General features: G+C 62.2%; 14 protein-coding genes. 6 read left to right on the top strand and 8 right to left on the bottom strand.

Going from position 1 to position 12,627, the window contains the following annotated elements; genetic code table 11:
- Positions 1-549 precede the first annotated feature (549 nt).
- Positions 550-2,274: a 2-isopropylmalate synthase gene (leuA, locus tag AB4048_RS09385; protein ID WP_442201667.1), complete on the top strand. Its 1,725-nt coding sequence runs from the start codon at positions 550-552 to the stop codon at positions 2,272-2,274.
- Positions 2,275-2,624: 350 nt separating this feature from the next.
- Here the strand turns inward: leuA and AB4048_RS09380 are convergent, their stop codons facing one another.
- The 4 genes from AB4048_RS09380 to AB4048_RS09365 form a co-directional block, all read right to left on the bottom strand.
- The gene (locus AB4048_RS09380) at positions 2,625-3,464 is read right to left on the bottom strand and encodes an anti-sigma factor family protein (RefSeq protein ID WP_442201666.1); all 840 of its coding nucleotides are present in this window, start codon (positions 3,462-3,464) and stop codon (positions 2,625-2,627) included.
- A gap of 4 nt (positions 3,465-3,468) precedes the next feature.
- Positions 3,469-3,981, bottom strand: coding sequence for an RNA polymerase sigma factor (locus AB4048_RS09375; RefSeq protein ID WP_442201665.1), 513 nt, complete (start codon positions 3,979-3,981; stop codon positions 3,469-3,471).
- Positions 3,982-4,102: 121 nt separating this feature from the next.
- Positions 4,103-4,645, bottom strand: coding sequence for a tetratricopeptide repeat protein (locus AB4048_RS09370; protein ID WP_442201677.1), 543 nt, complete (start codon positions 4,643-4,645; stop codon positions 4,103-4,105).
- Positions 4,646-4,819: 174 nt separating this feature from the next.
- Entirely contained in the window at positions 4,820-5,743 is a 924-nt protein-coding gene (locus AB4048_RS09365; protein ID WP_442201664.1) for a metallophosphoesterase family protein, read from the bottom strand.
- A gap of 100 nt (positions 5,744-5,843) precedes the next feature.
- On the opposite strand from AB4048_RS09365, the gene AB4048_RS09360 reads away from it, so the two are divergent.
- A complete protein-coding gene (locus tag AB4048_RS09360) occupies positions 5,844-6,332 on the top strand; it encodes an NUDIX domain-containing protein (protein ID WP_442201663.1) in 489 nt (162 codons plus the stop codon).
- 9 nt (positions 6,333-6,341) lie between these two features.
- Here the strand turns inward: AB4048_RS09360 and AB4048_RS09355 are convergent, their stop codons facing one another.
- A complete protein-coding gene (locus AB4048_RS09355; protein WP_442201662.1) occupies positions 6,342-6,848 on the bottom strand; it encodes a MarR family winged helix-turn-helix transcriptional regulator in 507 nt (168 codons plus the stop codon).
- A gap of 149 nt (positions 6,849-6,997) precedes the next feature.
- On the opposite strand from AB4048_RS09355, the gene AB4048_RS09350 reads away from it, so the two are divergent.
- Positions 6,998-7,393, top strand: a complete 396-nt coding sequence (locus AB4048_RS09350; RefSeq protein ID WP_442201661.1) for an Ohr family peroxiredoxin — start codon at positions 6,998-7,000, stop codon at positions 7,391-7,393.
- Between the two features lie 96 nt (positions 7,394-7,489).
- Positions 7,490-7,720, top strand: a complete 231-nt coding sequence (locus AB4048_RS09345) for a hypothetical protein (protein ID WP_442201660.1) — start codon at positions 7,490-7,492, stop codon at positions 7,718-7,720.
- A 111-nt stretch (positions 7,721-7,831) separates the two neighbouring features.
- Here AB4048_RS09345 and AB4048_RS09340 read toward each other — a convergent pair whose 3' ends face one another.
- A complete protein-coding gene (locus AB4048_RS09340; RefSeq protein WP_442201659.1) occupies positions 7,832-8,821 on the bottom strand; it encodes a glutathione S-transferase family protein in 990 nt (329 codons plus the stop codon).
- Between the two features lie 263 nt (positions 8,822-9,084).
- Here AB4048_RS09340 and AB4048_RS09335 point away from each other — a divergent pair, with 263 nt between their 5' ends.
- On the top strand, positions 9,085-9,642 hold the full coding sequence (locus AB4048_RS09335) for a GNAT family N-acetyltransferase (protein ID WP_442201658.1): 558 nt from the start codon (positions 9,085-9,087) through the stop codon (positions 9,640-9,642).
- A 124-nt stretch (positions 9,643-9,766) separates the two neighbouring features.
- Positions 9,767-10,114: a hypothetical protein gene (locus AB4048_RS09330; RefSeq protein WP_442201657.1), complete on the top strand. Its 348-nt coding sequence runs from the start codon at positions 9,767-9,769 to the stop codon at positions 10,112-10,114.
- A 20-nt stretch (positions 10,115-10,134) separates the two neighbouring features.
- Here the strand turns inward: AB4048_RS09330 and AB4048_RS09325 are convergent, their stop codons facing one another.
- Together AB4048_RS09325 and AB4048_RS09320 are read right to left on the bottom strand one after the other, a co-directional pair.
- Positions 10,135-10,557, bottom strand: a complete 423-nt coding sequence (locus AB4048_RS09325) for a GNAT family N-acetyltransferase (protein ID WP_442201656.1) — start codon at positions 10,555-10,557, stop codon at positions 10,135-10,137.
- Positions 10,557-12,626, bottom strand: a complete 2,070-nt coding sequence (locus AB4048_RS09320; RefSeq protein WP_442201655.1) for a glutamine amidotransferase — start codon at positions 12,624-12,626, stop codon at positions 10,557-10,559. Before AB4048_RS09320 ends, AB4048_RS09325 begins: the two co-directional genes overlap by 1 nt.
- Position 12,627 lies beyond the last annotated feature (1 nt).

The following is a 12,627-nucleotide window of genomic DNA, read 5'->3' as shown; positions in this document are numbered from 1 at the left end:
AGACGCTATTGTTGTGCCGCACGGGGTTGATCCTCCTTCGTGTCCGAGATCGTCGCCAAACGCTCGAACACGAGTAGAATCAACACCGTGCACCATGTCTACACAAATTAAACCGGACAGCAGTGGCACAAGGCCGAGGATGACGTCGTGTCCGCGCGGGGTCGGCATCAAATGGGGAGAGGTTGCCGCGCGGCAGCGTCTTTGCCGTGTCGTTGAGGGAAATGCATGGCAGGGGTTGCCAGTTTTCTCCGGCGAGGTTATAAGCGCGGCCATGAAGTCCACAGGCGCAAAAATTTCCGAACAGATCGTACGCGGCCGCATCGCGCTGCGCGACGGTTCGCGCGCCCTTTCCTCGCTTCTTCTTCTCGGCCTTACGCGCGGTTGCCGGGTCCGTTGAGGGGCGCTCGGCGGCCGACAAGCCCGCCAGGCAAGTGCTCCTCGTAAGCTTTCCCAAAATCCACAAGATCGCTAGCTAGAATCCGCTATTGTCGTCGCCAACGCATGCCGTTATCGGCTAAGAGGCGCGAAAGACGGGACGAGGAAGACAACATGGACGCGAACACCCAATCCCAATCCGACACATCCCGAGCCAAGGGCATGCCTGACGCGGCAGTCAAATACCGCGCCTATCCGCAGGTGAACATTCCCGACCGCACCTGGCCGACCAAGACCATTACCAAGGCGCCGATCTGGTGCTCGGTCGACTTGCGCGACGGCAATCAGTCGCTGGTCGACCCGATGGGCCACGACCGCAAGGCGCGCATGTTCCAGCTTTTGCTCGACATGGGCTTCAGGGAAATCGAGATCGGTTTCCCCTCCGCCTCGCAGACCGACTTTGACTTCGCCCGCTGGTGCGTCGAGGAGGGGAATGTCCCCGACGACGTGTCGCTGCAGGTGCTGGTGCAGTGCCGTCCGGAACTGATCTCGCGCACCTTCGAGTCGTTGCAGGGCGCGCGCAAGCCGATCGTGCATTTCTACAATTCGACGAGCGAGCTGCAGCGCCGGGTCGTCTTCGCCAAGGACGTCAACGGCATCAAGCAGATCGCTGTCGATGCCGCCAAGATGATCACCGACATGGCCGCCAAGGCCGGCGGCGGCTATCGCTTTGAATATTCTCCGGAAAGTTTCACCGGTACCGAGCTGGAAGTGGCGCTGGAGATCTGCAACGCGGTGATTGACGTCGTCAAGCCGACGGCTGACAACAAGCTGATCGTCAACCTGCCTTCGACCGTCGAGATGGCGACGCCGAACGTCTATGCCGACCAGATCGAATGGATGTGCCGCAACCTCGACAACCGCGAAAACCTGATCATCTCCTTGCACCCGCACAACGACCGCGGCACCGGCATCGCCGCGACGGAACTGGCCCTGATGGCCGGCGCCGACCGGGTTGAAGGCACGCTCTTCGGCAATGGCGAACGCACGGGCAATGTCGACGTCGTGACGCTGGCGCTCAACATGTTCACGCAGGGCATCGATCCGGGCATCGACTGCTCGAACATCGAGCGGATCAAGGACGTCTACGAATACTCGAACCAGATGGTGATACCCGAGCGCCATCCCTATGTCGGCGAACTGGTATACACGGCTTTTTCGGGCTCGCATCAGGATGCGATCAACAAGGGGATGAAGGCGGCGCAGGTCGCCAATCATCCGGTGTGGGAAGTGCCCTATCTGCCGATCGATCCGCGCGACGTCGGCCGCACCTACGAGGCGATCATCCGCATCAACTCGCAGTCCGGCAAGGGCGGCATCGCCTATATCCTGCAACAGGATTACGGCCTCAACCTGCCGCGCAACCTGCAGGTGGAGTTCCGCGAGGACATCCAGCGCATCACCGACGAGGAAGGCAAGGAAGTGCCGTCGCGGCGCATCTATGACCGCTTCACCGAGCGCTACGTCACCCAGCCGGGCGCCCGCATCAAGTTCGTCGATCACCACACCTTTGCCGATCCCGAGCACAAGGGGCTGCGCATCGTTGCCGCTGAGATCACCGACAATGGCGAGGTGAAGCGTATCGAGGGCCGTGGTAACGGTCCGATCGACGGCTTCATCAACGGGCTCTCGATCTATCTGGGCATAGAGATGTCGGTGGAAGACTATTCCGAACACTCGCTGCAGCACGGCTCGAACGCGGCGGCGATCTCCTATGTCGAGATATCGCATCCGGGCGGCAAGCTCTTCGGTGCCGGCATCAATACCAACATCGTGGCCGCTTCGCTCGAGGCGATCGTGTCGGCGGCGAACCGGGTGATCGCCACCAGACAGGGCTGATCGCTGCATCCGCTGAAATCGAGATATCTCCTCCACATGGGGGAGATCAGGCTGCCGACAAACTCTGACGGCTTACCAGGACTGCGCCGCTATCCGCCGTCACCCCGGACCCGATCCGGGGTCCAGCGCGCGCAAGTGCTTGCGCGCAAAAGAGTTTTTAGCGCCGCCGACGCGGCGCGGCTGGATCCCGGCTCAAGGCGCTCAAGGCCGGGATGACGGAGAAACGGGCGCGCTCGCAAAAAAAGACTGGCAAACTGATCTCCCCTACAAGGGGGAGATTATTTGACGCTTGATAGACCGGCGGGGCAGAGGGGTGGAAGCCGTTTTTCTTCGCCCAGCCGGCGGCAGTCCTACATCAGCTTCGAGATCCGCTTGGCCAGTTCGTCAAGGGTCGGATCGGCGGAGGGCGCGACCAGGACATAGGCAGCGCCGGCGTTGTGCCAGGCGACGATGCCGAGATCGTCCTTGATCGTTTCCTTGAAATCGCTGATCTCGCCGGCGCTGTCATCTCTCATGAGGAAGATGGAAACGACGTCGCCGTCGGAACTTTTATAGATCAGCTGGCCGGCCGGCCTGCCGCCTGCAAGCAACAGCCGCGCGCCCTGCAGTTCCAGGTCTTCCGACGTCAGGTCCGGCACCCGGAAGGCGACCCCGACATTGCCGGTCAGCCAGCTGGTGATTTCTGCCAGCTGCGAGGCAGGCAGTTCGACGAGATGGCCGGGCTGGCGGGAAAACAGGCGGTGGTGAGCGGTGATGTCGTCGAGCCAACCACGCGATGCGGGGGTGGGTGTCACCGGCTGCGCGGCGGTCTGGACGGCGGACGGATCCTTGCCGAGGAGGTAACCGATGCCGCCACCGAGAACGAAAAGGATGAGGGAAGCGGCGAGCGCCTGCTTGCCGGTCGGGGCGAGCTTCAGCGACGGTCTTGAAAAGCGGCGCGCCTCGCGCGCCTTCGGCGGCTGGACGCTCTTGATGGAGCGCACGACCGAGAGCGGCACGGGCTCCTTCAACACTTCGTCGAAGGCCTTGCGGCCGACGTCGGAGCCGTGTCTCAATGCGTCGAGCAGGTGGCGGGCGGCGGGATCGGTTGCCAGCACGCGGTCCAGTTCATCCTTTTCCTCGCGGCTCGTCTCGCCGTCGATATAGGCGCAAAGGCGGGCTTCGAGCGGCATTTTCTTCATGTCTTGCAAGTCGTTAGTACCTTTGCGGCGAGCGGCTTTTTCCCATGGCTCCCAGTTGCAGCCGGGCACTGGCCAGGCGCGACGTCACGGTCGAAAGCGGGATGCCGAGAATTTCTGCGGTTTGCTGGTAGCTATAGTGTTCGATGGCCACGAGCAGAAACACACTGGCAAGACCTTCAGGCAAAGATGTGACCGTCTGGTGCGCCTCGCTCGCTTCGACCGGATTGATCTGTCCTTGAGCGGGTTCGCCCTGTTCCAGCGCGTTGCCACCCTTGCCGTGGGCCGGACGTAGCCGGTGGCGGCGCGTCTCTTCCCATTGATGGCGAGCCATGGTGTAGAGCCAGCCTTCCAGCCGGCCTTCATTGTTCCAGGAATGGATTTTGGCTATGCCGCGCTGGCAAACGCTGCGCACCAGCTCGTCGGCATCGGCGAGGTCGCCGGTCAGCGTGACCGCAAAACGCCTGAGTTTCGGCAAGAGACCGACCAGATCGCGTCTGATATCCGAAGCAGCTACCGGTGTGCGCATGGTCGTTCCAGGAGCGGGTTGATGACTGTCATGGTGTAGCGAATGGTCAGGCTTGATTTCAATTGGTATTCCCGTCTGGAAGAGCCGTATTGCGCATCATGCCCCCTTCCGGCTCGCTGCATCAATAGGTCTTGTATCCGTTCAGCGATTGCAGCAGTGAGCGGAATGCCCAGGTGTCCTCGCCGCCGCGATCGCGTATTTCGACGAGTTGGACGCGGGCGCCCTCTACGTCGCCTTGCTCCAGCAGGGCCTGGCCCATGTAGGAACGCGCGAGGATATAGTTCTCGTCGGCCTGCAAGGCCTTTCGATAGTAGGACATCCCCAATTCCATCCGTCCAGCCTTGCGGTTGGCGTAGCCGAGATAGTTGAGAATTCTGGGGTCGCTCTGGTTTTTTGCCAGCCTCAAGACCTTGATGGCGTTGTCATATTGGCCGGCATAGGCGAATTCGCGGGCAGCGTCGAAGAGTTGGGTGTCGTTGAAGCCGCTCTTCGTCGGCTCGACGCATTCCTTCTTTTGCTTGTCCCAAACCTTGCCGTCGGCACAGCTGGTCGTGGTCTCGGTCTTCGGCGGCGGCTTGGTCTCGTCATCTTCAGATCCGGCGGCAAGGGCGGCGCCTGCGCCAAAGCCTGCGAGCAACCCGGCAACCAGAGTTGCGCGCACCAGTCTTTCCGAAATCCTCTGGGGTCTCACCACGCCGAATTCGTCCTTCGTTTCGTTCTGACCGAAGTCTAGCGCGGGCCTTAGAAAAACACCATCGGGGCATCGCGGCTCGCGCTGAATTATACTGTTTTTGAATAGGATAGGGGACCGAACCGATGGGAAAAGGGCGGACCGCCATCATCTTCGCATCGGCGGCCTGGCGAAAATGTCGACGCCCTGCTGGGACACGCCTTCGCCGTGCTCGTCGAGGCTATATCGTTCGGCTTTCAGCTCCCATGCTCCGGGTGCGCCGTCGACGGTGATGAGGTTATAGGCGGCGCGGGGCTTGATGCTGCCGGGGCCTTGCGAGCCCGACGCGATGCCGAGGACGGGCACCGGCCCCGTCTGTCCGCGCAGCCAGTTCAGCGTGTTCAAATGTGTGTGACCGTGCAGCACCAGTTCGGCGCCGCCGGTCGACACGACAGCGCCGAAGCGGCGTATGCCGATCATCCGCTTGTAGAAAGCGGTGGCGCCACGGATCGGAGGGTGGTGCACCATCACGACGCGGAAGAGCCCGGCTTCGCCGGCCGCCCTCAGCATATTGACCGTATCGCGCGCCTGACGCGGGCCGTAGTAGCCGCTGGCGGCGAAGGGCGGGGTTGCGACCGCGGACGAGCAGCCGATCAGCGCGACACGCCCGCGCACCCGAAGATAAGGAAATACATCTTGGTCCTCGTGCCACTCTTCCGGCCCCAGGTCGCCGCGCATATAGGGATACCATGCCCGGGTGGATTTCTCGTAGGCGCCGGGCACATAGGCATCATGATTGCCGGGAACGACCGAGGTAGAGCTCGGGTCGCCCAGACTTTCGAGCCACTCCGCCGCCGTGCGGATCTCGATCGAGCTCGCAAGATTGACGAGATCGCCGGTCACGGCGAGGTGATCGGCCTGCTTGCCGCGAATATCCTCGAGCAGCATGTCCAGGGTGTTGGAAAAAAGGTGCTTGCGCCGGTTGCGATGCCAGTTCACAAATCCGGTAATGCGCTTGGACGCGAGTTCTCTGATGGAAAGCCGGGGCAGCGGACCAAGGTGGACATCGGAGATATGGGCGAGTTTGAACATGAAACGAGACATAGACTAGGACGATGTCAAATCAAACACTCGCCGACGCCTGTGGAAAAACGCCGCGCTACCTGCGGACCGCTCGGGCCGGGAGCGCGGCATGATCAAGCTGTCGCCGCCACGCGCAGGAAGCTGGCAGGCGAGGCTTTTGGGCGGTGCCGCCCATTTCTATTTCGGCATAGCACGCGGCATGACGATGGGGGTGCGCGCCGCCTGCTTCGACGAGGATGGCCGGCTTTTTCTGGTTCGGCATTCCTACGTTCCCGGCTGGCATATGCCGGGAGGCGGCGTCGAGCGGCATGAGACGGTCGAGCAGGCGCTGGAAAAGGAGCTGCGCGAGGAAGGCAACCTCGTGATGACCGATCGGCCTCAGCTTTTTCAGGTCTATTTCAACAGGAAGGTCAGCAAGCGCGATCATATTGCCTTTTATCGCGTGATTGTCCGCCAGAGCGCGCCGCGCATGCCGGACAGGGAAATCGTCGAAAGCGGCTTCTTCACGCTCGATAACCTGCCGCCGGGGACGACGGGCTCCACCTGCCAGCGGCTGAGGGAGCTCGACGGAAAAGAACCCCCTTCGCAATACTGGTAGATCAGGGGATCACGATTTGTTAGCTGCCGCATGCGTTGCGCGCAGGAGGTTGTCGCGCAGGCGGACCACGGTCTTCTGCACCGACGGAAACTCGTCGCCGAGCCCGGTGGCGTCGACCAGCGAAGCGGCGGGATTGGAATCCAGCAGGCTTCGACCGGCGGGTGTCAGGCTCACCCGCACCTGCCGCTCGTCGGCGGCGTCGCGCTGACGCGTGATGAAGCCGACCTGTTCGAGCTTTTTCAGGATCGGCGTCAGCGTGTTGGATTCGAGAAACAGCTTTTCGCCGAGCGCGCGCACAGTTTGGTCGTCCTCGTCGGAGAGCGCCACCATGGCAATGTATTGTGTGTAGGTAAGCCCGACCGCGTCCAGGAGCGGCTTATAGGCGCGCCCGAAGGCAAGGTTTGCCGAGTAGACGGCGAAGCACAGGAAATTCGAAAGCTTCCGGCCTTCGCTCCCGATTTTCGGGGTGGCTGACGCATTCGTGGCCGGTGACTTGGCGGTCTTGGGGGCGGACATGATCTTATCCTCGCGAGGTTTTTCCGTCTCTCGATATAAGTCGTATGCGATTAAATCGCAAGGGTATTGACAGGGGCGATCAATGCACCTATTTGTGTCGCATCCGATTGAAGCGGATACGATCAAAATCAAACCAAAGGATTTACACGATGACCGCGAAGCTCCTCCTCTCCGGCAAGACCCACAACACCAATGGCCGCGACGGCGCCGCCGTCAGCAACGACGGCAAGCTGGACATCAAGCTGCCGCAGCCGCATCCGGCCGCCGAGCAGCTGTTCGGCGCCGCCTGGTCGGCCTGCTACATGGGCGCGATCGAAGTCGCCGCCACCCAGAAAAACATAAAGCTGCCAGCCGGCCTTTCGGTCGATGCCGAGATCAATCTCAATGTCGATGACGGCTCGTACTTCCTGACCGCGCGCCTCAATGTCTCGGTGCCGGGCATCGAGCCGTCGGTTGCCCGCGAGCTCATCGATGCTGCACACGGCATCTGCCCCTATTCCAAGGCGGTTCACGGCAACATCGCCATTGAAACCAACCTCGTCTAAAGCCGGGCCTGGCGGGTTTGCTTAACCGGGCAGACCCGCCCCGGACCAGCCTGGACTTTTCGAAAACACGTTTGAAACGCAACGGAAGGATTTGTCATGACCGATCGGGCGCTCTTCTCAGGCAACACCGAGACCTTTGACGGCGGCACGGCGCACGGCCGCGAGAGCTATATGGACGCCCGTGGCGTACTGTCGCCACGGGCAGGCCAGCGCTTCGAGGCGGTCTCCGCAAACCGCCGCAAGCTGGGCTGGCGGGACTTCGGCCTTCCCCTCGAGGATTGTGTCGAATCCCGCCGAATTGCCGATTGCCCCGAGCGCTTGCGCTGAGCGCAGGGCGTTAGCGCAAATCCAGGAAAAGTGCGACGCGGTTTTCCGGGCGGAATTGCGTAAAAACAAACAGATAGAACGTTTACGTGTTTCGAAGAAAGACGGAAACGGTCAGGCGGCAGCCGCAACCGACGAGCGGCCGTGGGGTCGGTCAAGATCGATGGCCGGGCCAACGGGAACGATGCCGGTCGGGTTGATCGTGCGGTGGCTGCCGTAATAGTGCGTCTTGATATGGTGGAAATCTACGGTCTCGCCGACACCGGGCGTCTGATAGAGGTCGCGTAAATAGCCGGAGAGATGCGGATAGTCGACGATGCGGCGGATGTTGCACTTGAAATGCCCGACATAGACGGGGTCGAAGCGCACCAGTGTCGTGAACAGGCGCCAGTCGGCTTCGGTCAGACGGTCTCCGAACAGGTAGCGGCCCTTGCCCAGCCGTTCGTCCAGCATGTCGAGCGTCCGGAACAGCGGCGTAACGCCTTCCTCATAGGCTTCCTGCGTGGTGGCGAAGCCTGCCTTGTAGACGCCGTTGTTGACGGTGTCGTAGACGATCGCGTTCAGCGCATCGATGTCGGCGCTAAGGTCCTGCGGGTAGAAATCCTCGGTCGAGCCCGTCAGTCCGTCGAAGGCGCTGTTGAACATGCGGATGATTTCCGACGACTCGTTGTTGACGATGGTGCCGGTCTTTTTGTCCCACAGAACCGGAACGGTGACGCGGCCGGAATAGGTCGGATCCGCTTGGCGATAGATCTGCCACAGCGTTTCAGAGCCGAAAAGGTGATCAACGGTGCCGCCGTCGCGGTTGCGGAATTCCCAGCCCTTTTCCAGCATGATCGGATCGACGATCGACACGGAAATCAGCCCTTCCAGCTTCTTCAGCTTGCGGAAGATCAGCGTGCGATGGGCCCAGGGACAGGCAAGCGATACGTAGAGATGGTAGCGGCCGGCCTCGGCCGTAAAGCCGCCGACGCCTGTCGGTCCCGGCGCACCGTCGACCGTCACCCAATTGCGGAACTGCGATGCGGCGCGCTTGAAGTGGCCGCGCGTCTCGGCCGTATTGTACCAGACGTCATGCCAGACGCCGTCCACGAGCATACCCATTCGCCAATCCTTTCAAAAGCCAACGCGGAAGATACGGGAACGTTCCGGATTTTCGAGGCGGCAAACGGTGAACGATCCGTCGCTTTATCGATCGCCCGAGAATTTTGCGTGGACGGACGAAAATTTTCCTGCTATCGGCGTTGTCACGATTTGAAAGGCTGATCGATGCTTCTTCTTGGAAACCTGCGACGACGCTGATGCTCACGAACGCCAAGGGGCGTATTCGCGATCCATCATTCTGTCTGCCTGGTTTTTAAGAGTTCATGCACAAGCACGATCTGGTCTACCTCACTGAGGACGCGTCGCACGACGCCATCATCGAACACATCAACGAAGAAGCATTCGGTCCCGGCCGGCACACGCGCGCCGCCGCGCGTATCCGCGAGCAGGGGCCGCATGATCGCTCTCTCTCCTTCATCTGCGCCGACGACGGCGAGACGATTGCCTCCGTGCGGATGACGCCGGTCATGGCCGGATCGGTGAAGGGCCATCTCCTCGGCCCGCTTGCGGTGCGCCCCTCGCACAAGAACATGGGCATCGGCCGCGAGCTCGTTCGGATTGCCGTCGAGGCGGCGCGGCGCAAGGGCTCGGAAGCCGTCATCCTCGTCGGCGATCCTCCCTATTACGGGCCGCTCGGCTTCGAGAAAGTCTCCTATAACGCGCTTGCGTTTCCAGGCCCTGTGGATCCGAACCGCGTTCTGGTGGTGCCGATGGCGCCAGGCGTCCACGATCGGCTCAAAGGGACGATCGGCTGGTGGGATGAGGGTCTTTTCGATCCGGCGCTTTCTATCGAATATCCGGCTCGGTCCTGCTGCGCCTAGTTCTCGTGCAACAAGGCGGCTTGGCCTCAATCATGCTGACACACGCAGACAACAACACTATTTGACATCCATGGTTGCAAATACTAATCCTTTCGGGTGAGTTTTCAGCAACCGGGGATTTTTGATGAAGCTTGCCCATTTTGCCGCCGTACTCCTCGTCGCGGCCCCCGCCGTGGCTCAGGATCTGCCCACTCGGCCGCGTGGAAGATACGAATACGAGAAGAATCAGCTGCGCGATCCAGACTTTTTCAACCGGTCGGTAGAGGCGTGCGCAAAAGAGCCCGCAACCCAGGAGAATCTGGAAAGCCTTTCAAAATTCATGCACGTGCCAGTATCGCGCGTTAGGGTGGAATTTTGTCGGCGCACGTTCAATGCCTATGCTTCGGGCAAGGTTCCCTATGAGGACTATCTGACCTACCAAGCAACGCATCGGCTACCGCCGGCCATCGTCAAAGCCCTTATGGGCCGGTGAGCTTCAAAGGCACGTTCCCTCTACGCGGCGACAAGGCTCTTTCTCAAAAAAATGCGGCTTCGTCCTTTCGGAAACTCCGGGAGTTCGCCGAAGATTTCGTAGCCCTGCCGCTCATAGGCGCGAAGCGCCTGCGGGTTGAAGGTGTCGATCCAGGCGCCGTGGCAGCCGCGCCGGGCCGCTTCCTTTTCCGCCGTATCAAGGAGCCTGCCCGCCACGCCTTGTCCGCGCATCTTCTCCGGCACGAAAAGCCATTGGGTGAACAGCCACCCCCAGGCGGTGTAGCCGTAGAGCCCACCGAGGACCGCACCGCCGTCATCCCGAATGAGAATGGCGATCGCCTGTTTTTCCGACGGGCCGACGTCGGCGGCGTTGAAGGCGACGAGGCCGTCGCCGATCGCCTTCAAGTCGTCGCCGGACGGCGCGTAGGTGAGGTCGAGCCGCATCAGCGTCCCTCGCGCCACCACATCGAGGCGAAGGCGAGCAGCAAGACGCCGAGGCCGGCGAAGCCGGCGAAAAGCGGCAGCGAGTTGATGCCCTTGAGCACCGTCTCGTCGGTCAGCCGGATCGCCATGCGGTCGGGATCATTGATGCGAACCGCGCCCCGGATCGGCAGCACGGTCGGGATGGCGACGCCGCCGTCCGCCGCGGCGACGCGGGTGACGATGCCCTTGGTCTTGTCGGCGAGCGGCTTCAGCGTGTCGGTGGTCGAGATCATCGCCTTGAACTCGGGCGCATCGACGGCGCCGACATGCACGAGCGCCGATAGCCCGCCATTGGTGATTTCATAGAGACCGATCTCGTCCATATGCTTCTCGGCACGGTAGAGGCCGGGCTCGGCGCGGGTCAGCCGCGTCGTTTCCAGCCGGCCGGAGGGGAATTTGATCGTGGCGCTGCCGGGATCGTCGCCGAGCGTCTGGCGGGTGATCTCCAGCGTCCGACCGGAGGATCGCGCCGTCAGCGCTTCTTCCTCCAGCGCCGGCTCCTTCATCAGCCAGTGCGCGATGCGGCGATAGAGCGATACGTGCGGTCCGCCGCCCTCGAAGCCGCGCGCCCAGAGCCAGCCCTGATCGGAGAGCAGCATGGCGACCCGACCCTGGCCAACGCGGTTCAGCACCAGGAGCGGATGGTTGTCGGCGCCGACCATGACCGTCTGGCCCTGCGGCTGCTCGACATCGACGCTGCGGAACCAGCGGCCCCAGTGCGGCGGCTCCTGATCCGAGCCGTCGAGGCCACGGGTGACGGGGTGCCTCTGCCCCTCTTCGGAGAGACGGGGATAGAAGGGTTTCTCGATCATCTGCCCGGTCGGGGCTGCCGGCAGGATGGCGTTGAGCGGCGTCAGCGCGATCGAATCTTCGCCCGCATGCTCGGGTCCTGCCGCCAGCAAGAGTGCGCCGCCGTTCTGCACATAGTCGGAGATATAGTCGTAGTAGAGGATCGGCAGCACGTTGCGGTGCTGGTAGCGGTCGAAGATGATCAGGTCGAAATCGTTGATCTTGTCGACGAAGAGTTCCCGCGTCGGGAAGGCGATCAGCGACAGTTCGTTGATCGGGGTTCCGTCCTGTTTTTCCGGCGGTCGAAGAATGGTGAAGTGCACCAGATCGACGGCCGCGTCGGATTTCAGGAGATTGCGCCAGGCGCGCTCGCCGGCGTGCGGTTCGCCCGACACGAGCAACACGCGCATGTTCTGGCGGATGCCGTCGATCAGCTGCACCGTGCGATTGTTGGCGGCGGTCACTTCGCCCGGCAATTCCGCGACGCTGAACTCGAGCACGTTGTTGCCGGCACGCGGCACCTTGAAGCTGAATGGAGTGTCCTGGCCGGGCGTCGCCTGCAGCGTGGCGATCTCGTCGCCGTTGATCCGCGCGGTAACGGTTGCAGCTCCGCCTGGGCTCTTGCCGTCGTCGACGACCCGCAGGACCAGCTGCTGTTCCTCGTTGACGATGCCGAAACGCGGCGCGCGCACCACCTCGATGCGACGGTCGAACTCGTCGGGCTTGCCGGTGACGAGGCCGTGCACCGGAGCATCGAAGCCGAGCGCCTGGTTGATGCCGGGAATGTCGTGGATCTGGCCGTCGGTCAGGAAAATCGCAGCACCTATCCGGGCCGGGGGCACGTCCGCGACGGCTGCGGACAGCGCGTTGAACAGCCGCGTCGAAGGCGCGTCGGTGTCGACGGGTTCCTTGGCGTCGACGTAGCGCGGCTCGATCTGCGGAAAGCGCGACAGCCGCTCCTTGAGGAGGGCTAGCGCATCGTCGGTCATCTTGATGCGCTCGGGCGTCTGCTGGCTCTGGCTGCGGTCGACGATGACGGGGACGATCGTCGAAAGCTGCTCGCGGTCCTCTTGCATCAGCACCGGATTGGCGAGCGCCGCCAGGAGCGCGAGCGCCGCAAGCCCGCGGATCCATGCGCCGCGCATGCCGCGCCAGAGCGCGAACGCCGTGACGATCACGGAAATGACCGCGAGTGCGATCAGCAAGGACCAGGGCAGGAAGGGGGTGAAGCCGAGCGTCATG

The organism is Rhizobium sp. RAF56 (genome assembly GCF_052113965.1).
In the GTDB taxonomy this organism is placed as follows: domain Bacteria; phylum Pseudomonadota; class Alphaproteobacteria; order Rhizobiales; family Rhizobiaceae; genus Rhizobium.
This window is presented reverse-complemented; position numbering and strand designations above follow the sequence as displayed.